The 20,750-nt window shown below is 41.5% G+C and carries 21 protein-coding genes; 8 read left to right on the forward strand and 13 right to left on the reverse strand.

Features of this window, described 5'->3' with window-relative positions:
- The 4 genes from NT175_11735 to NT175_11750 form a co-directional block, all read right to left on the reverse strand.
- On the reverse strand, positions 1–180 hold a 180-nt coding region (locus tag NT175_11735), incomplete at its 3' end, for a hypothetical protein (protein MCX6235365.1).
- 232 nt (positions 181–412) lie between these two features.
- A complete protein-coding gene (locus tag NT175_11740; GenBank protein MCX6235366.1) occupies positions 413–1,213 on the reverse strand; it encodes an SDR family NAD(P)-dependent oxidoreductase in 801 nt (266 codons plus the stop codon).
- A 17-nt stretch (positions 1,214–1,230) separates the two neighbouring features.
- Positions 1,231–2,217, reverse strand: a complete 987-nt coding sequence (locus NT175_11745; GenBank protein MCX6235367.1) for an NAD-dependent epimerase/dehydratase family protein — start codon at positions 2,215–2,217, stop codon at positions 1,231–1,233.
- Positions 2,218–2,228: 11 nt separating this feature from the next.
- Positions 2,229–2,954, reverse strand: coding sequence for a CPBP family intramembrane metalloprotease (locus tag NT175_11750; GenBank protein ID MCX6235368.1), 726 nt, complete (start codon positions 2,952–2,954; stop codon positions 2,229–2,231).
- 241 nt (positions 2,955–3,195) lie between these two features.
- Between NT175_11750 and NT175_11755 the strand changes: the two genes are divergently transcribed.
- The 3 genes from NT175_11755 to kdsA all read left to right on the forward strand — a co-directional run bounded on the left by NT175_11755 (position 3,196) and on the right by kdsA (position 5,847).
- Entirely contained in the window at positions 3,196–3,519 is a 324-nt protein-coding gene (locus NT175_11755) for a rhodanese-like domain-containing protein (GenBank protein MCX6235369.1), read from the forward strand.
- A 3-nt stretch (positions 3,520–3,522) separates the two neighbouring features.
- Entirely contained in the window at positions 3,523–4,797 is a 1,275-nt protein-coding gene (locus NT175_11760; protein MCX6235370.1) for a replication-associated recombination protein A, read from the forward strand.
- A 231-nt stretch (positions 4,798–5,028) separates the two neighbouring features.
- On the forward strand, positions 5,029–5,847 hold the full coding sequence (gene kdsA, locus NT175_11765; GenBank protein MCX6235371.1) for a 3-deoxy-8-phosphooctulonate synthase: 819 nt from the start codon (positions 5,029–5,031) through the stop codon (positions 5,845–5,847).
- Between the two features lie 3 nt (positions 5,848–5,850).
- Here kdsA and NT175_11770 read toward each other — a convergent pair whose 3' ends face one another.
- A complete protein-coding gene (locus NT175_11770; GenBank protein ID MCX6235372.1) occupies positions 5,851–6,468 on the reverse strand; it encodes a Yip1 family protein in 618 nt (205 codons plus the stop codon).
- An 86-nt stretch (positions 6,469–6,554) separates the two neighbouring features.
- A complete protein-coding gene (locus NT175_11775; protein ID MCX6235373.1) occupies positions 6,555–7,754 on the reverse strand; it encodes a DUF4831 family protein in 1,200 nt (399 codons plus the stop codon).
- A 174-nt stretch (positions 7,755–7,928) separates the two neighbouring features.
- Between NT175_11775 and NT175_11780 the strand changes: the two genes are divergently transcribed.
- From NT175_11780 to NT175_11800, 5 genes are all read left to right on the forward strand, one after another.
- Positions 7,929–8,915 carry a PstS family phosphate ABC transporter substrate-binding protein gene (locus NT175_11780; GenBank protein ID MCX6235374.1) on the forward strand — a complete coding sequence of 329 codons (987 nt, stop codon included), beginning with the start codon at positions 7,929–7,931 and terminating at the stop codon, positions 8,913–8,915.
- A gap of 65 nt (positions 8,916–8,980) precedes the next feature.
- Positions 8,981–9,826, forward strand: coding sequence for a phosphate ABC transporter permease subunit PstC (gene pstC, locus NT175_11785; GenBank protein MCX6235375.1), 846 nt, complete (start codon positions 8,981–8,983; stop codon positions 9,824–9,826).
- 7 nt (positions 9,827–9,833) lie between these two features.
- Complete coding sequence (pstA, locus tag NT175_11790; GenBank protein ID MCX6235376.1) at positions 9,834–10,694, forward strand: phosphate ABC transporter permease PstA; 861 nt, start codon at positions 9,834–9,836, stop codon at positions 10,692–10,694.
- Position 10,695: 1 nt separating this feature from the next.
- On the forward strand, positions 10,696–11,457 hold the full coding sequence (locus NT175_11795) for a phosphate ABC transporter ATP-binding protein (GenBank protein MCX6235377.1): 762 nt from the start codon (positions 10,696–10,698) through the stop codon (positions 11,455–11,457).
- A gap of 47 nt (positions 11,458–11,504) precedes the next feature.
- Positions 11,505–12,782, forward strand: a complete 1,278-nt coding sequence (locus NT175_11800; protein MCX6235378.1) for an alginate export family protein — start codon at positions 11,505–11,507, stop codon at positions 12,780–12,782.
- A 13-nt stretch (positions 12,783–12,795) separates the two neighbouring features.
- On the opposite strand, the gene NT175_11805 is transcribed toward NT175_11800, so the two are convergent.
- The 7 genes from NT175_11805 to NT175_11835 all read right to left on the reverse strand — a co-directional run bounded on the left by NT175_11805 (position 12,796) and on the right by NT175_11835 (position 20,724).
- Positions 12,796–14,985 carry a glutamine synthetase III gene (locus tag NT175_11805; GenBank protein MCX6235379.1) on the reverse strand — a complete coding sequence of 730 codons (2,190 nt, stop codon included), beginning with the start codon at positions 14,983–14,985 and terminating at the stop codon, positions 12,796–12,798.
- A gap of 72 nt (positions 14,986–15,057) precedes the next feature.
- Entirely contained in the window at positions 15,058–16,521 is a 1,464-nt protein-coding gene (locus tag NT175_11810; GenBank protein ID MCX6235380.1) for a sodium:solute symporter, read from the reverse strand.
- 5 nt (positions 16,522–16,526) lie between these two features.
- Positions 16,527–17,105: an HAD family hydrolase gene (locus NT175_11815; GenBank protein ID MCX6235381.1), complete on the reverse strand. Its 579-nt coding sequence runs from the start codon at positions 17,103–17,105 to the stop codon at positions 16,527–16,529.
- Positions 17,080–17,787, reverse strand: a complete 708-nt coding sequence (locus tag NT175_11820) for a nucleotidyltransferase family protein (protein ID MCX6235382.1) — start codon at positions 17,785–17,787, stop codon at positions 17,080–17,082. Before NT175_11820 ends, NT175_11815 begins: the two co-directional genes overlap by 26 nt.
- Positions 17,784–18,389 carry a D-sedoheptulose 7-phosphate isomerase gene (locus NT175_11825; protein MCX6235383.1) on the reverse strand — a complete coding sequence of 202 codons (606 nt, stop codon included), beginning with the start codon at positions 18,387–18,389 and terminating at the stop codon, positions 17,784–17,786. Before NT175_11825 ends, NT175_11820 begins: the two co-directional genes overlap by 4 nt.
- Before the next feature lie 142 nt (positions 18,390–18,531).
- Positions 18,532–19,554, reverse strand: a complete 1,023-nt coding sequence (locus NT175_11830; protein MCX6235384.1) for a dehydrogenase — start codon at positions 19,552–19,554, stop codon at positions 18,532–18,534.
- Between the two features lie 6 nt (positions 19,555–19,560).
- Entirely contained in the window at positions 19,561–20,724 is a 1,164-nt protein-coding gene (locus NT175_11835) for a glycosyltransferase (GenBank protein MCX6235385.1), read from the reverse strand.
- Positions 20,725–20,750: the final 26 nt, after the last annotated feature.

A 20,750-nucleotide genomic window follows, 5' to 3' on the forward strand; every position in this document is an offset into this window, starting at 1 on the left:
TCCGCATAACAATACAGACCAAAAGCTATAAAAAATATCTTTCCAGCTATATTTGCTTTGTACGGCCAGTCTTGGCAAATGATTATTAATCATTTCACCAATGCCTTTGTTTTCAAATTCAGCTAAAACAAAATTTAAGCCTCCAAAGGAGGTGATTTGAGAAGAATTTAGTAATTTCATGGTGCTGTTTTTTGGACAACACCAAATTAGGTGAAAATGCAGTAGCTGTAAGACATTGCCTAGCAAAGTTTTACAGCTTTTTATTAACAAGACCTGCGGATTTTAGGCTTTGACGCGTGCTAAAGAATTGCGTGTTTCAAACACGCTGATACAGGGCACGCGTTCGGAAACGCGCGCCAGCTGGGGGCTTTCAATTCTTCTTATAGTTTAGATATCAATTGGTCTGCATGAATTACTTTTTTTTATTAGGTATGCCTTCATTACGAAAGTAAACATCGAGAAACTTTAATTGTACCCGCATGGGAACAATCAAATTTAAAACAAGGATAATCCTGTTCAGAATGCCAGGAACAATGACGACTCTTCCCTTAAGCATTCTTGGTAAAGTATAGGATGCCACCTGCTGTGGTGATAACTGTGAAACACGTGCAAGGTAACCTCCTGCCTGAATCCGCTCAATGACTTTGGGATTGGTGGCAACGCCACCTGGGGCACACACTGAGACTTTGACAGAAGTATTCTTCAATTCAACATGAATAGCCCTGGTAAAATTGTAAACAAAAGACTTGGTCGCACTGTAGACGCTTTTATAGGGTACCGGCTTATAACCTCCGAGGCTGGCCATATTAAGAATATAGGCGTGTTTATGTTTTTTCAACTCAGGAATGAACAACCTGGTAAGCATTACCAATGAACGGATATTCAGGTCGATCATTTCAGCAATATTTTCAGTGGTATGCTTCTCCAGGCGTCCTGAATGTCCAATTCCGGCATTGTTGATAAGCATATTTACCCTTAACCCCCGTTTTTCACACCAGGTAAAAAGCCTTTGTGGGGCATCAGATTCCCTCAAATCCAATTCAAGATACTCCGCTCTGATATCATAAACCTTCCTGAGTTCATCAGTGAGTTCTTTTAATCCTGTGTTTGGTAAAGCCACGAGAATTAAATTCATTTTCCTCTTTGCACATTCCCATGCAAATGCTCTTCCTATCCCTGCACTGGCACCGGTTATCAATGAATATGTGAACATAATCCCGGATAAAATTTTTAATTATTGCTTCTAATCCACTCAATAGTCTTGGACATCCCTTCCTTAAGAGGTGTGATGGTATAACCCAATTCTTTCACAGCCTTTTCACTGGTAAATGACCATTTATACAGATATCGGCGTACAAATCCCGGTGTTATCAGAGGTGAAATACCTGTCAGGCCAGCAAAGAAAATCATAAATTTTGAAAAAGCAAGCATGAGGTGATCAGGAAAATGAAACAACCTGTATTTTTTTCCTGATACATTCTGCAAGACATTAAAAAACTCATTGAATGAAACATTCTCTCCGCCAAGAATATACCTGCTTCCAGGGGTTCCTTTTTCCATCGCCAATATGTGCCCCTGCACCACATCATCAATATAGACATAATTTCCTGTACTCTCTCCGTCAGAAGGAATGAAGTGCCATTTCCCCCTGATGTAACTGCTGATCATCCTGGTGACCGAATTACTGTCGTTGAGTAATCCCGGTCCATATACTCTGGTGGGAAAAACAGAAATCAGTTCCGGACCCTCCTGCAAAAAATTCTTAACTAACTCATCAGCCATGGCTTTGCTCCGGTCATAGTCATTTAAATAAGCGATACGTGAAACCACATTTTCTGTGATGATCTCCCCATTCAGGGATGGTCCAAATATACCGGCTGTTGAGGTCACGACAACCCGCTTAATGCCAAGCCTGGCAGCTGTGGCAAGTACAAGTCTTGTTCCTTCCACATTGACCTGGTAATAGACTTCGGGATTCCTGGCCCATACATGCGCATAAGCAGCCAGATGAAAAACCACATCGCATGATTGAATGGCATTTTCAAGGTTCACAGCATCAAGTATATGACCACGAAAAATCTTCACGTTATCATGCCTGATAAGTCTCTCTTTTGATTCAGACCGGCATATTGCATGCACCGTATGACCCGAACCGGCGAGTCGGAGTGTAAGATTCATTCCTATATATCCAGTGGCACCGGTAATACAAATTTTCATATCTCTTTCATTTAGCTGACTTTGTGCTTCACATGCATGTCGGGATGATAATAAATAGAAAAGAAATGGTTTGATAAAGCAAGAGCCACATGGGTAAAGAAAGCCACCCATATAGATCCCGTTTTTATGGTTAAAAAACACAGTATTATTCCCATAGGCACTGCAGCCACAGTTTCTTTCAATCCTTTTGGTATGTGCACTAGTGAATAGAACGCAACATTAATTGCTATGCTGGGCCACATGCCGAATAGTGGCATGCATGAAAACAATAAAATACCCCGGAACAAAAACTCATAACCAAGAAGATATAAAATCCATCCCAAAGAACTCACGATAAGCATTAAAGTTGTCCATTCCCTGATCCTTATCTGGGGGTAAGTCTTCAGATTTTCAGGCTTTCGGGCTGAAAAAAAATTAATTATAACCATTAAAACAGATAAACCTAATATCCATAGCACGGACTCTTTAAAATTCCGGAAGTTTATTCCGGCATCTGTCAGTCGCAATGTATGGCTAATAAGAATGACAAGACCGGGTATGATGCCAAGACAGATAAAGCCGGAACATTTCTGAAAAAAAAACCACATGGACTTTGATCTTTCTTCGCCATATTTACGAATAAAGGATAGGCGAAGACGGTTGGATTCTGAAAGAAAAAAATAAGTGATATAACCAAGGGTTAATAGCGAAATAGCAATAACAGGAGCAGTATATCCGGGATGCCAGGCTTCAAACATTTAACGACTTAGTTTTTCGACAACATCATGTCTTTTCAGGTGTGAAGTTTTGGTCAGCAAAAGTAATCTAAATTTTTGAATTACATGATACCTTTACTATCGGCAGGTGAAGGCTGCAAAGGAACATTTATGCAATAGGATTCAATAGGAATTAAGAAATTATATTAATTTTACTGCCCCAAAAATTTTGGTATGATCATCTCAACCAGGGAAACATAATCCTTCAAAGCACCTTGCTATCATGAAAATGATAACGGCTATAAAGCTAAAGGAAAAGATAGATAATGGCGAAATGATTCAGATCATTGATATCCGGGATACCATTGATTTTGAAATATGTCATATCGCAAAGTCTATTTCTATTCCCAAAAGTGAGGTCATGGATAATATTGATAAGATTGCCAGGGATATACCAGTTGTGTTTTATTGTAAATATGGTGTGAAAAGCCCAACCTCCATAAAGACACTGGAGAATGAAGCGGGCTTCACCAATCTATATTCTTTACAGGATGGCATTTATGACTGGGCCAAAGAGGTGGAACGGTCAATATTAAACCTTATATGAAATATGAATCAGCTTGCCCCTCTTGCCGAACAGATGCGACCTGCTACCCTTGAAGATTTCCTTGGTCAGGAGCACCTGACCGGAAAGGAGTCTGTTCTCCGCAAAGCTATCAGGTCGGGAAATATTCCTTCAATGATCTTATGGGGACCACCCGGCGTCGGGAAAACTACGCTGGCATTTATCATTTCAAAACAGCTTAACCGCCCCTTTTATACATTAAGTGCGGTCAGCTCAGGTGTAAAAGAGGTCAGAGCTGTAATTGACAAGGCTATGGATGATCAACACCAGGCTATTTTGTTTATCGATGAAATCCACCGCTTCAATAAATCCCAGCAGGATTCCTTGCTTAATGCTGTTGAGAAAGGCATCATCACCCTTATTGGCGCTACCACCGAAAATCCATCCTTTGAAGTCATCCCTCCACTTCTTTCACGATGCCAGGTATATATCCTTAAAGCCTTTGAAAAAAAAGATCTGGTGGTGCTTCTGTCAAAAGCCAAATCACATCTTGAAAAGCAAAAAAGCATCACAATCGATATAAAGGAAGACGAGGCTCTCCTTCGCATTTCAGGAGGTGATGCACGTAAACTGCTCAATGCACTGGAACTGATTGTTCAGTCGGAGGATCCAAAGAATACGGTCATAGTAATTGATAATAGGAAAACCATTCAGGTTATACAACAGAATCTTGCTCTTTATGATAAAACGGGAGAAATGCATTACGACATTATTTCCGCTTTCATCAAATCGATGAGAGGCAGTGATCCGAATGGCGCTGTATACTGGCTGGCACGAATGATTGAAGCCGGTGAAGATCCGAAGTTCATAGCTCGCCGCATGGTGATCCTTGCTTCAGAGGATATTGGCAACGCAAATCCAAATGCTCTCCTGCTGGCCAATGCCTGCTTTGAAGCAGTGAATAAAACCGGCTATCCGGAATGCAGGATAATTCTTTCTCAGACGGCAATTTATCTTGCCTCTTCCCCCAAAAGTAATGCGTCTTATATGGCCATTGAAGGAGCATTAGACCTCGTCAGAAAAACCGGCGACCTGCCTGTTCCCTTGCATATCCGTAATGCACCTACAAGCCTGATGAAAGAAATTGGTTATGGAAAAGATTATAAATATGCACACGACTTTGTGAACAACTTCATTGAACAAGAGTTTTTGCCTGATCTGATCAAAGGAACTAAACTGTATGATCCTCAGAATAATACCAGAGAAATTGAATTACGAAAACTACTGAAGTCCTTATGGAAAAATAAATATAATTACTGATACCTGACCCTCACATACCTTTCAATCAGAAATCTTCTCACGTCTCTCCCTTAGGTAATCTAAAAAAAATTTAAATTTGTAACCAATATCAATTGGTATGAACCTCAGAGCAAGCTCTGGACTTAAATTCCGCAGCGAGCTGCGGGGAATTTAACCAAATCACCTCACCCCCTTCCCCCTCTCCTGGAGGAGAGGGGGAAGGGGGTGAGGTCAATTTTAAAATAATCAATCATGCTTACGAGCATTCCAAAACTACAGCACCTTTCGCATCATAATTTCTTTCTGATTGCCGGACCGTGTGTCATTGAAAACGAAGATAATCCTTTCGAAATAGCCGAAATCATCTGTGATATTACCGACCGGCTTCATATTCCATATATTTTCAAAGCTTCCTATCGTAAGGCAAACCGTTCACGCCTTGATTCATTCACAGGTATTGGTGATAAGAAGGGGCTGGAAATATTGCGTTTGATCGGTGACCAGTACCAAGTTCCGACATTAACCGACATACATTCTGTTGAAGAAGCTGCCATGGCAGCCAGGTATGTCGATGTTTTACAGATACCGGCGTTTTTATGCCGCCAGACAGATATTCTGGTGGCTGCTGCAAAGACCGGAAAACCAATAAATATTAAAAAAGGACAATTCCTTTCAGCGCAATCAATGCATTTTGCCATTGAAAAAGTAAGACAATCGGGTAATAACCTTGTCATGGTAACTGAACGTGGCTCGATGTTCGGCTATCAGGACATTATTGTTGACTACAGGAATATACCATTAATGAAAACCTTCGGTGTGCCGGTCGTTCTGGATGCCACCCACTCCTTGCAGCAGCCGAATCAGGAACATGGCATATCTGGTGGCCATCCCGAATTAATCGAAGTTATTGCCTGTGCTGGAATTGCTGCTGGTGCTGATGGCCTGTTTATTGAAACTCACCCGGATCCCTCCGCGGCCCTCTCCGATGGCGCTAATATGCTTGAATTATCTCAGCTCGAAGAGATTCTGAAAAAGTTGATACGCATCCGCAAAGCTATTACCTGGGAATAATACTTAAAATAACCAGTAGGGACTTGCGGATTGGAATAAGATCCCTCCTATTATTAGTCTCAACAGGAAAGATACGATTATCATAACCACGATCAGGACGATCGCACTGATGAGTAAATATCCGACTTTGCTGTCATCAGGCGTTTTCTTAATATCAGGAAGACCAATAAAAATAATATAAATGGAATATAATCCCATTATAAATATCAGTACCCCTAATACCGGGATGATATATAATATCCCTGCTATAAGCACCGGCGTATATGAATAAGCAACCAGCTGTAATGACCTTCCAAAACTCTTTTCCGATTTAAATGCTGGTGCCAGGACATCAATGACAAAAGCAGCCAGAAGGATAGTCACAAAAACAGAAATGAAGTACGATACGCCAAAAGCCAAACCCCATGAAAAACTCCCATAAGTGCCGGCGACCCATCCTGCACCGAGCCCAAAAATAGTCGTACCTATGATCCGGGCTGCTGTAGGTAATAATGCCAAAGGCAAAATATACCCCAGTAACAACTTCATAATACCTGGTGTTTCACTGGAAATGACTTTCCATTCATTTTTGGGCGTGAAAAGAATATTCTTAACACGCTGAATAAGATTGTTCGTGTTCATAATAACAAATTTTGGTTTATTACAAGTTAATAAATTATATAACATCCCATGCCTGAAAGACCTGGCATGTCTATTCAAATATAAGATTATCTGACTTCCACACTTTTAATAGAGCCGCTTTCAGGATAATATTGAATCCTGAACTTTTCATTTACCGGAATATATCCTGTCCTTCCTAATTGTGAAATCTCAAACTCACCTGTAAACAATGTCCGGTCTTTATACATTACCATTACTCTGGTTTGTACAGGAATACGGTAAAAAACTCCATCGATCCCATTTAGTGACAGAGTGCCGGCATCCCATTCAGGCTGCGAGCCATCCAGGCTTTTAACATGAATGCTGACAGGATCTGCTGAAGTTTCCGATGCCGGTCTTATCCCCTTCTCTTTCTGGAATCGGCAAACCACATCCGCCTCACTGTTTTTTTCCGGGGCAGGAATATAAACTATGCTTATCATTATCGGCTTTTCAATAATCGCACCCTTGAAAAGAGATATATACTGCTCTTCCATCTCAGCAAGTCGATTATCCATATACTCCAGAGTTTTTCTGTCATAATTGACCTCCTGGTAACCTGAAAGAAGATTAAACCTGAAATTCCTGATCCTCTCCACCTGGGAAGCAGCCTCCAATGCCCTTTGCTCAAGTGTCTTGGTAACTACGTTACGGTTAAGGGATATGTCTTCAATGGTGGTCGTATCAATAGTCATACGCTTAATGATGGTATCAATCTTTTCTACCTTATTAGGTGTAGTAAAATACTTGAAGACGTTACTGTCACTGATTGATTTGCTATCTTCCTGCAGGATTTCCTGTTCTTTCTTCATGACCTTTTCGTCTTCTGATGCAGGCATATTATAAGAAAATTGCCGTAATAATCCGTTACTTGTCAGATCGACCAGAACTGACCGCTCTTCTTTTGACTGTTTTTCGCCATATTCAACAAAATACAAAGCTTCCGGATCAGGTTCAGAGAATGCTGTGATCCTCATCCGCGATATTTCAAATTCTGTTTGGTTGGACGTAACAACATTTTCAATTCCCAGATACTGAAAAGCGAAATCGGAATAAGGCCCACGGTAACGGTGAATTTCAGTAAGGTCAATATCAATTTTCAGGCATGTCATAGGGAGGGAAAAAAAGGTCCCACTCTTCCCGGAAACCGCATTGACATTATCTATGTGATAGATTTTCAGCTGACTAAAGAGTGTATGTGGAATCACAAAAAGCCAAAAAGTAATTATAACACGCAAAATTTTTATAAAAGCTGATGATTTGTTCATACGCTTTTTCAGAATTATTATCAAAGATACAATATTTGTTGTAAATTTATGGAGTTGGATTTTGAAAGTCAAAACGAGTGGTTCTTATAAATGATTTTTTTATTTTTCAATGTACATTATTCCGATAGACTTTATATTTTTGCTTAAAAGTAAAAAGATCTAAAATTTACTTCTATGAAGAATATTAGTTACTCTGCATGGTTGTTCATAAGTTTTTTGATACTGATGTCGGCCACACTGGCTCCCGGATGTAAAGAGGATGGAGAAAAAACCGGAAGGGTTCATAAAAGTAAGCTGAGGGGGACTATCACCATATCTGGAGCCTTTGCATTATATCCGATGACCGTTAAATGGGCTGAGGAATTTCAGAAACTTCATCCCAAAGTCAGGATAGATGTTTCTGCTGGTGGTGCTGGTAAAGGCATGACCGATGCATTATCCGGCATGGTTGATCTGGGTATGATTTCCAGAGGTATCACACAGGCTGAAATCGATAAGGGAGCCTGGTTCATCGCTGTTGCAAAAGATGCTGTCGTCCCTACGATCAACAGCAAAAACCCCTACCTCGAAATCATTCTGAAACATGGTATAACAAAACAGAAATTCCAGGATATCTTCCTCACTCAGGTTATTAGTGACTGGAACCTATACGATGACGAAAACCTCCAGGCAACACGTATGAATGTCTTCACCCGTTCCGATGCCTGTGGTGCTGCCCAAATGTGGGGAGAATTCCTGGGTAAAAACCAGGAAAGCCTTAATGGCGTTGGTGTCTTTGGCGATCCAGGCATGGCCGACGCTATTAAAAACGATATGTACGCTATTGGTTATAATAATATCAATTATGTTTATGACATGACAACCAGAGGCAAACGTGAAGGCCTTGAAATTATCCCTGTCGATCTGAATGAAAACGGAACAATTGATCCTGACGAAAATTTCTATTCCACCCTTGATGCCATGATCACAGCCATCAAGGACAACAAATATCCATCACCTCCAGCCCGCGATCTATACTTTGTTTCACAAGGAAAACCCAAAAATGCTGTCGTCGTTGCCTTCATCAAATGGATCCTCACCGACGGACAAAACTTTGTCAATGAGTCTGGATATGTTCGGTTGTCAGAAGAAAAAATCGGAAACGAACTCACCAAACTTTAAGATTGCCGGATGTGAAATTCTTTACCATTAAAAGACATTTCCGCAACCGTCTTCATACCAGTTGGATGATAATCTGCCTGGTCATTGTTATTGCCTTACCATTCATCCTCGGCATTGGCCTGTATTTCAAGTCGACCCTGTTGCTGAAAGACCATACACTTATTGACCTTTTGACAACATCCGATTGGAAACCTTTATCGGGTAAATTTGGCTTTTTAACCTTTATCATCAGCTCCTTATGGGTGACTTTTATCGCCCTGGTGATCGCTGGACCCATCTGTTTACTGACGACCATTCACCTTACGCAGTACGCTGATAAATGGGTTCTTAAAATCATGCACCCGGTAATCGATATTCTGGCAGGGATTCCTTCGGTCATTTATGGTGTATGGGGTATTTTGGTTGTCGTGCCTTTTATTTCAAAATATGCCGGTCCCTTTTTTGGCAGGGATGTTTCAGGCTATAGTATCCTTGCCGGAGGTATCGTCCTGTCAATCATGATCATGCCATTCATTTTGAATATTCTCATCGAAGTATTCAATACGATCCCAAGCGAACTCAAGGAAGCCTCCCTCTCGTTGGGTGCCAGTAAATGGCAGACTATAAAACATATCCTGGTCAGGAAGGCCTTTCCGGGCATCATCTCTGCCTTTGGACTGGGAGTATCACGAGCCTTCGGCGAAACTATCGCTGTGTTGATGGTTGTCGGTAATGTGACCAAAATACCTAAGGGCGTATTTCAGCCCGGCTATCCTTTACCTGCCTTGATTGCCAATAACTATGGTGAAATGTTATCCATACCATTATATGACTCAGCCCTTATGCTGGCTGCATTGATACTATTTGTCGTGGTGCTGCTGTTTAACATGGCATCACGATTGGCTATCATCCGGGTAGAAAAGTATAAATAGACAGGACATGGGAATCAGACTTAGAAAAGCAGAAGAAAAATTTTTCCGGGTGATCATGTTCATCTCGTCGCTAATTATTGCATTGACTCTGCTTATCATTATTTTCAGTATCTTATACAAAGGGTTGCCCTCTTTATCCTGGGACATGATATTCAAGACACCCAAAGGCGGCTTCTATTATGGTAAAGAAGGCGGTGTTTTAAATGCAATCATAGGCTCCCTTTATCTCTCATTCGGATCGACTTTTCTGGCATTCATTCTGGGATTGCCTCTGGCATTATATATGAACATTCACTTGGTGAAACGGCGAAAGCTGGTCAATGCCATCCGCTTCCTCCTTGACCTGTCTTGGGGAATACCCTCTATCGTCTATGGCGCTTTTGGCTTTACCCTGATGATCTACCTCGGAATGAAAACATCATTGCTTGCAGGTATTATAACGGTTACACTGTTTATTTTACCCATTATGGTGCGGGCTATTGATGAGGTCGTTAAAACTGTACCGGGTGGATTGCTCGAATCAGCACTTTCCCTGGGTTCCACACGCTCAGAAACAGCCTACAGAATATTTTTCAAGCAGTGTGTCCCGGGTATTATCACAGCTATTCTCTTATCCTTCGGCAGAGGAATAGGTGATGCAGCTTCAGTGCTCTTCACAACAGGGTATACAGATTATATTCCTACATCCCTCCTCCAACCAACCGCCACACTGCCATTGTCCATTTTTTTCCAGTTATCATCTCCAATTCCGGAAGTCCAGAACCGCGCCTATGCCTCCGCTGTGATTCTGGTTGTTATTATACTTATTATCAGTATCCTGTCACGACTGTTCACCAAAAAGTACCAGAAGAACCAAATTAATTTCTGAAATGGGCGATGAGACTAAAATAAAGATAGAAGATCTGAATTTATACATTGGGAAACAGCATATTCTGAAGGATATCAATTCAGAGATACCAAAAAACAAGATTACTATTATCCTGGGCCCTTCGGGATGCGGAAAGACAACATTGCTGAAGTCTCTTAACAGGCTTACTGACCTCTACCCTGAAATGAAAGTATCGGGCAGGATATGGATTGATAATGAAGATGTTTTGCATCCCAGCCAGGATATAACAAGGATACGGCAAAAAATGGGATTATTGTCACAAAGGCCATATCCTCTGCCAATGAATATATACAACAATATTGCCTATGGTCTAAGGATCAGTGGAAGGAAAAATAAGAAATATCTGAATCACCGCGTAGAATACTATTTAAAGCAAGCCAGCTTATGGGATGAGGTGCATGACCGTCTGAAGGATCCGGCTTCGGCCCTTTCCATTGGCCAGCAGCAGCGCCTTTGCCTGGCCAGGGGACTTGCCGTTGATCCGGAAATCATTCTTGCCGATGAGCCAACCTCTGCTCTCGACCCACTCTCAAGTCAGGCCATTGAAGAAAAATTCATAGAATTAAAACAAAATTATACGATAGTTTTAGTCACACATATTCTCAGGCAGGCAAAACGTATTGCCGACCACGTCCTCTTCATGTACCTCGGCGAAGTGATTGAACAGGGCACGGCAGAAGAGGTCTTCGAACATCCTAAAATGGAGAGAACAAAAGCCTATTTTAAAGGCCTGTTTGCTTAAGCCCTTTTTTATTAGTCACCGATAAACTAATTTAAAATAGTTAACCTATGAAAACAAAAATTACCAGCAGCCTATTTGTATTAATTTTACTGCTAATCTTTTCACAAACAAAAGCTCAATTTTCAATTCAAGCCGAGTATCGGCCAAGATTCGAATACCGGTACGGGTATTCAGTACCTCCAGCCGATGATTCAGATCCCGCCTTCTTCATCAGTCAGCGTGCACGACTGGCTTTCACGTATAAGGGACAGGGTATCTCAGGTAAAGTAACCTTGCAGGACTGCAGGGTGTGGGGTGATCAACAAACGGTTTCGGCAGCAGCCACACTTGGACTTTATGAAACATGGTTTGAGCTTAAGCTCCATGATAGTCTTAGTTTGAAACTGGGACGCCAGGAACTGGTCTATGACAATGAACGTGTAATGTCAAAAAATGACTGGCGGCAACCCGGCAGAGTGCATGATGCCGGTGTGTTTAAAGCTACCTTCTCAGGCTGGAAAGCAGATTTCGGAGCCGCTTTCAATCAGGAAAAAGAAAATGTCTTCGGTACTGATTATGATAATACCCAGCCTGATATAAAAGGAAACTATAAGACAATGGCCTTCATCTGGATCGCAAAAAATTTCAAATCATTCAAAATCGGGATCCTCGGATTGACAGATGGTTTTCAGAAAACAGGTACAACACGTACCATGTACCTTAGAGGTACTTTCGGTGGAGCCGTCACATACTTTAAGAACAATTTTGATATTACATTCAGGAGCTATTACCAGATGGGAAAAACCCAGCAGGGACAGGATATCAGTGCTTATTATATCAACCCTGAACTTAACTGGAATATCAGAAAAAAATTTCTTATCACTCCGGGAATGGAATATGTTTCCGGCAAGGATGCACTTGACAAAGAAGATAACAAATACCGGACATTCAATCTGTTGTATGGCACAGGACACAAGTTTATGGGACATATGGACTTATTCACCGACATGGATAAAGATACCAAAAAGGTTGGCCTTGTCAACCTCTTTATCCGGACTACTTTTTCACTGAATGAAAAAATTGCACTTAAATTAGACTATAATTATTTTGCAATACAGAATAATTATACTGTTGATGGAGTGGCCATTGATAAATATCTTGGATCAGAAATCGACCTGAATTGCAAGGTGGATTTTTCTAAATATGTTTCCCTGCTTTTTGGATATTCATTTATCATTGACACACCTTCTATGGAAAATATTAAAGGTGGAAATAGTGATTTATGGGCAGATTGGGCTTTTGTGATGCTTACACTCAAACCGACACTCTTTACAAGCGATAAATAACCTAAACTGGAAATTATTTACTGAACAACAGTTCCCTGTATTTCGGGAGAGGCCACAACTCGTCATCTATCTTGAGTTCCAGCTTGTCGACATGCCTGCGGATGATATCAAAATAGGGTAGAACTTTTTCATTATATGCCAGGGCTTTCTGTTCGACATCAGTTAACTTGTTTGCGGCTTTTCGCTCGGATAGCATTAAATCAATGTTGCTCTGGATTTGTTGCATATGTTCCGAAATTTCCCTGATCAGCTGAATCTGATTCCCGGCAAGATGATTATACGACGGTTCATCCAGCACCTCCTTTAATCCTCTTACATTATCAATCAGCAGCTTCTGGTAACGAATAGCCACGGGGATGATGTGATTTCTTGCCAGGTCGCCAATGACACGGGATTCGATCTGTATCTTCTTTGTATAATCCTCCAGCTTGATCTCATAACGGGCCCTGATTTCGCGATCACTAAGTATATTATTTCTCCCGAATAATGTAATTACTGACGGACTGATAAAGGCTCTAAGGGCCTTGGGGGTAGATTTTATGTTTGACAATCCTCTTCGCTCCGCCTCCATTATCCATTCTTCACTGTAACTGTTGCCTTCAAACCTGATCCGTTTTGTTTCTTCAATATACTTTTTCAGCACCTGAAGTATAGCGTCAGTTTTCCTGATTTTCTGGCTTATTAGCTGATCCACCTCCAATTTGAATTGTTTCAGCTGATCGGCCAGAGCCGTATTAAGAATGATCATCGCCTCGGCACAGCTTGCTGATGAACCCACAGCACGGAATTCAAACTTATTACCGGTGAAAGCAAATGGAGATGTCCTGTTCCGGTCAGTATTATCGGGTAATATTTCCGGAATTTTCGGAATGTTAAGAAATATTTCTGATGGCTTGGTATCCTTTAAACTGGGTTTTTTAATTTTCCTTTCCATCTCATCAAGTGTTCTGCTTAGCTGTGTTCCAAGGAACATAGAGATGATAGCGGGAGGAGCTTCATGTGCGCCAAGTCGAAGGTCGTTGCCTGCTGAGGCAATCCCTGCCCTTAATAAATCAGCGTGATCATTAACAGATTTTATAATGTTGATAAGAAAAGTCAGAAAGCGCAGGTTAGAAGCTGGTGTTTTGCCGGGTGAGAGGAGGTTCTCTCCGGCATTTGTCATCAATGACCAGTTATTGTGCTTTCCGGAACCGTTTATACGAGCAAAGGGTTTTTCATGCAATAAAACAGTCAGATCGTGACGTTTGGCCACTTTTTCCATTAAAGGCATTAATAATTGATTATGATCTACAGCAATGTTGGCCTCTTCAAAAACCGGTGCACACTCATACTGCCCGGGAGCTACTTCATTATGCCGCGTTTTAATGGGGATGCCAAGCTTATGTGCTTCAATTTCAAAATTCTGTATAAAGTCCATAATCCTCTCAGGTATGATACCGAAATAATGATCCGCAAGTTGCTGATCTTTAGCAGCGGCATGCCCAAAAACAGTACGTCCGGTCAGTATAAGGTCAGGACGGGCACTGTAAAGAGCAGAGTCAACAAGAAAATATTCCTGCTCCCACCCCAGAGTGGCGATGACTTTAGTGACGTTTTTGTCAAAATAGTGGCATATGTCTGCTGATGCTCGATCCAGGGCAGCCAGAGCTTTGAGTAGAGGAGTTTTATTATCCAGTGCTTCACCGGTGTAGGAAACAAAGATTGTCGGTATGCATAAAGTGCCATCCATGATAAAAATGTTGGATGTCGGATCCCACGCTGTATAACCACGGGCCTCAAAGGTGTTACGAATTCCGCCACTGGGAAAACTGGAGGCATCCGGTTCCTGCTGAACAAGCTGGCCACCCTGAAAATTCTCCAGAGGTTTACCACCATCTACGGAAAGAAGGAAGGCATCATGCTTCTCAGCAGTGGCGCCCGTCAGCGGATGGAACCAATGCGTATAATGCGTTGCACCATTACTGACCGCCCACGACTTTAATGATGATGCCATCTGGTCAGCAATGCGACGGTCGATCTTCTGTCCGGTCATGATCGCATCCTGAACTGCCTGATAGGCTTCCTGGGACAGATATTCCTTCATGGCCATATCGTTAAAGGTCATTATTCCAAAATAATCGGAGATTCTTCCCGATGGTGATTTTGAGGCTTGCCTGTGTCTGGACAACATCATCTCAAGCGCCCTGAAACGAAGGTTTTGCATATGCTATCCGGTTTTAAAATATAAGAAATCCCTGCCTGACTTCAGAATACAAAGATACATGCCAAATTCCGATTATAGCGCGTGACTGATCCGGCCTTTACTAACAATTATTAAACCGGCAAAAGTCAAAATTCCGTTAAGTATAAGCAGTTCAAATCCAAAGTGATAACCATTGAACCACCTGACGGAATTAGCGCTTAATATATAACAGATCACAGGTGCGATAGTTGCTACCCCGGGAACCCATCGATCGTTAACCTTGAAGCGTGTAAATAATCCAAAAGTGAATAGACCCAGCAGGGGCCCATAAGTATAACCGGCCACTGTGAATAATTTGGATATGACTGAGGCATCGTTGATCATCCTGAAAATGACAATGACCAGAAATACCAGCAATCCGAATCCAAAATTGACTATGTAACGAATTCTCACCTTTTGTTTTTCAGTCAGGTCATCCCTTTGGTTGAAACGCAGAAAATCAACACTGAAACAGGTTGTCAGAGCTGTTAAAGCCCCATCAGCACTAGGATATGCTGCTGATATGATACCGATAAGAAATACGATCCCTGCAAGTGGGCCCAGATAATTCATCGCAAGCATTGGGAAAAGGTCATCAGATGCAGTCGGTACAGCAATACCTTTATTATTAGCATAAATAAATAAAATTGCACCAAGAGTCAGAAAAAGAAAATTTACAGGTACCAAAGCTGCACTCAACCAGTACATATTTTTTTGAGCATCTTTCAGATTACGGCAACTCAGGTTCTTTTGCATCATTTCCTGATCCAGACCTGTCATCACTATCGCAATGAACGCACCGCTGAAAAATTGCTTGAGAAAGAAACGCTTGTCATTTAACTCGGTAAAAATCATCTTTGAAAAATCACTCTTAAACACCTTCGATACCAATTGACCAAATCCAAGGTCCAGTTGATTACCGATAATTAAAACGGATATCAGCAAAGAAACGAGCATGAATGTAGTCTGAAGCGTGTCGGTCCACACAATGGCTTTCACTCCACCCCTTATTGTATAAAGCAGAATGAGGGTAATGGCAATTAAGGTTGTCACTGTGAATGGCACACCCCATGCTTTAAAAACAAAAATATGCAGGACGTTGACAACCAGATACATTCTGAATGATGCCCCGATTAAACGTGACAGAATGAAAAAAAAGGAACCTGTTTTGTATGACCAGAATCCAAACCGTCGCTCCAGGTAAGTATATATTGAGGTGAGATTTAAACGGTAATACAATGGCAAAAGAACATTGATAATTACGAAATACCCAACGAGATAACCCATGACTATGACCATGTAGGAAAATTTCGAGACACCTACATCTCCGGGTATGGATATGAAGGTGACACCTGATATAGAAGCGCCTATCATTCCATAAGCAACAACATACCATGGGGATACTTTCCTGCCAAGAAAAAAAGTGAAGTTATCAGGAGACCTGGCAACAATGCGGGTAATGACATAGAGCACGATAAAATATCCCAGGAACAGTGATAGTATAAATGCAGGAGACACGCGAATCAGAATTTCTTATTATTCCCAGAGAAGAACGTTGTCGCAAATGCCAGAAGGTCCGGTGAATGTACGTCAACACATTTGGGATACCTCAGTGCCAAATGGTTATCAGGTCCTATCAATACCGAAAACATCCCCAGACGTTTACCAAAAAGCATATCAACCAGGCTGTCACCAGCAACAATTGATTTCTTAAATACAATTCCAGGGTAATCCTTTCGTGCCCTCAGTGCCATTCCTGGTCCGGGTTTACGGTATAAACTCCATTCATCCTCTCTGTCCGGACAAAAATATATCTGGTCAATTCTGCCTCCATGATAGCTGATCTCTTCCAGCATCTTATCATGGATCCGTGTAAGTTCAGCCTCTGTCATCAATCCTTTTCCAACACCCTGCTGGTTCGAAACGACCAGAATTCTGCCAAAAAAAGGATTCAGGATTTTTAAAGCTTCCTTTACTCCCGGCAGAAATTCAAATTCCTCCGGTGTCCTGACATAGCCGTTTTCAATACGTCTGTTTATGACACCATCCCTGTCGAGGAATAAAGTCCAGCCCCTGTCAATAATCATACTGTGTAAGTTCATCCTGAGCCCTTAAATAATCTTCCGGTAATCCAATATCAATAAAATACTTTTCACAAGGATATCCAAACATATCGACCGTAGTACAATAATGCTCAAAAACGTCCCTTTCAAGTGAAAATCGCCCCTTCAGGTTTAAGTCCTGAAAAAAAATTCTTTTAACGTGATAAATACCTCCATTAATGTATCCGGGACCAGATGCACTATTCTTTTCACTGAAAGCATGAATACGGCCATCATCGCCGAAATCAACCGACCCATACCTGCCGGTATCATTTACCTTAGCCAGAGCGATACAAACAGGAGAATCAGTGAGTGATGAAAATTTCGCAAAAGCGTCCAGATCTACATCAAAAAAAGAATCACCGTTTAAAACAAAAACCCTGGAACATGAAACATATTTCAATGCCATGACCAAACCGCCTCCTGTGCCTAAAGGTTCGTGTTCCACAGAGTATTTGATGGAAATGCCCTGGTATTCAGATTTAAAGTATTCGGTAATTTTTTCAGATTTGTACCCAACAGCAAGTACTACTTTTTGTACACCCTGTTTTTTCAAATACCTGAGGAGATATTCAAGAAATGGACGGCCATTTACTAATGCCATCGGCTTGGGCAGGTCATCAATAACACCGTGAAGGCGAGTGCCCCTGCCTCCGGCTAAAATAATGGCCTCATGTATCATCCCGGGAACATTTTTGATTCCACCAGCTCGCATAGTATATGACCGATCAGAATATGAGTTTCCTGTATCCGCGGAGTATCTGCTGAGGGTACTTTTAACTGATAGTTACACAAGTCCTTCATCAGTCCACCCGTTTCACCGGTCATACCGACTGTTATGATACCCATCTCTCGTGCGACCCTGAGAGCCAGAATAACATTTTTTGAATTACCTGATGTAGAAATCCCTATAATAACATCTCCTTTCCGGCCCCGGGCTCTGACCAGCCTCGAAAACACCTCGTCAAATGAATAATCGTTAGCTACTGCGGTCAGATAAGAAGTATTCACATGCAATGCCTCTGCATTCAACGGAGGCCTGTCAAAATAAAACCGCCCTGTCAGCTCGGCAGCTAAATGCTGGGCATCGGCAGCACTGCCACCATTACCACAAAACATAACTTTACCGCCTTTTCTTAGCGATTTAACACAGGCTTCTACAACCTTATTCATTGTTTCTATAAATACCACATCCGAAAGCAATTCCTGCTTCACAATTATAGATTGTTGGATGATCCCTTTTACTTTTGCTTCTGCTTTATTAGTCGTTTTTTTCTTTTTCATTTCACGTCATATTTTCAAAAAAAATAAGTCATCACAATAATGCATACCTGTGGTTATTCATATCACCTTTGTCACTCTAAAAGTACGCATTTCTGTGATGAACCAAAAAAATTAATGTCAGCTGATTTTTTCCGGATTATATCTATATCGTCCACGTTTCCAATCCTGTAGAAGTATAATCATACCTCTTTACATCTCCTCCGAATTTTCGTAACGCCTTAATGACATTTGTCCGTGTATTATTCGGACAATAAAAGAACATAAAGCCACCACCGCCGGCACCGGAAATCTTACCTCCTGTTGCACCTGACTTCATAGCTGTATCATAGATTTCATCTAGATAGGGATTTGTAATACCCTCAGCCATGAGTTTTTTGTTCTGCCAGCCAAAATCCAGTATTTCTCCAATTTTGTCAAAATCTCCTTTCAGCAGTGCTTCCTTCATCATAATGGCCTGCTCTTTTATCCGGTGCATAGCTTCAACCGACTGCATATTATGTTGTCTCACATTTCTTGTTTGATCTTCAATGATTCTTGTTGAAAGCCGCGATACTTCTGTGTTATAAAGTACGATGGTAAATGACAGCTCATTAAGGTATACCGGGCTTATCCGGAGAGGATTTACAATGACTTTATCTTTAAAGAACTCCATAAAATTAACGCCTCCGAAAGTTGCAGCATACTGGTCCTGTTTACCACCCGGCATCCTGAGATCAATACGTTCTATTTCATAAGCTAGTCTGGCAATGTCGTATTCTCCCAGCGGCAGTCGAAGCCATTCGGTAAAAGCACCTAAAATGGCAACGACAAGTGTTGATGATGACCCTAAACCCGAGCCCGGAGGGGCATCAACATATGTAGTCAGGTCAAACGACAACGGATGTTTGGCAAACTCTCTGACAATGCGGTTGTATATCCCCTTATGAAGTATAAGCCCATTATGATCGGTTTGAATCTCCATGACAGATTTTGCCGAATATTGCTCATCCCGGTCAATGGAATAGATGCTGATCTTCTTGTCATCCCTTGGCTGAATAGAAGCGTATGCATATAGACTGATAGTTGCATTTAATATCGCTCCTCCATAAAGGGTGGAGTAGGCTTCAAGGTCAGTACCTCCTCCTCCTAAACTTATCCGTAATGGTGCTTTACTCCGAATGATCATAAGCAATCAAGGCTTTAGATTAATGATCTCCTCAGCAAGGCAATTGATACTCTGGATCATGACATCCCATGAGTATTTCCTCTTTTCTATTTTTACATTCTCTGAAAATTCGGTCTCCTTTTTCTCATTAAAAAACTTATAAATGGCTTCTGCCACACTGTCAGGCTCAGGATTGACCACATAGCCCACAACACCATCGGGCACCATTTCCGGCAATCCTCCGACATTTGTAGTAATCACGGGCCTGTTAAAATGATATGCAACCTGCGTCACACCACTTTGGGTGGCATCTTTATATGGGAGAACAACCACATCAGAAGCACAGAAATACTTCCTGACATCGGCATGGGGAATGAAAACACTATGAATGATCACATCTTCACTCAAACCTAATCTCTTGATGGTGTCCATATAATGTGATTCATTGGCATAAAATTCCCCGGCAATTAAAAGTTTTACAGGTAACTTTCTTAACCTCTCATCGGCCAATGCTTCTAAAAGTATATCGAGCCCTTTGTATTCCCTGATAAAGCCAAAGAAAAGAATATAATGTTGATCCGCATTCAGGTTCAGGGCTTTTTTTGCTTCCTCTTTTGATAATATCTCTCCGTAGTTATCATATAGTGGATGTGGACATAATTGCCTCGGTTTGACCTTGTCAAACAATTCAAGATCTTTCAGTACCGATTTCGACATGATGATAAATCCTTCCACACTCTTTATAAAATACCTGGTAAATATCCGCTGGCCTGGTTTCCACTCATGGGGAATAATATTATCCGCAAGAGCGATGACAGCAGTGTAATTGTTTGATTTGATGATTCTTGCAATAGTGCCCAGCGATGGTCCCATAAAAGGGATCCAGAAACGAACCAGCACGATCTCGGGTCTGAGCCTTTTGATCTTTCGTCCAACCTTAAACCAGTTGAATGGGTTGACAGAATTTATCGTGACTTCAATATTCAGATTTTCAGGTGGTGTGTCATTTGAGAGTTGGGTCTTCCCCGGGAACAACATCTTGGGGTATTGCAAACTGAATGAATGAATCACGACATTATCGCCTTGATCCATCAATGCCTGGGCAAGCCGTTCATTAAAGGTAGCTATTCCTCCGCCGCGCAAAGGATAGGCAGAACCAATAACGATAATGTTCCTTTTCTTTTCTGACATACCTTCCGGGCTTGAAATTTATGATT

The sequence above is a fragment of the Bacteroidota bacterium genome, assembly GCA_026391695.1.
In the GTDB taxonomy this organism is placed as follows: Bacteria; Bacteroidota; Bacteroidia; order Bacteroidales; family JAGONC01; genus JAPLDP01.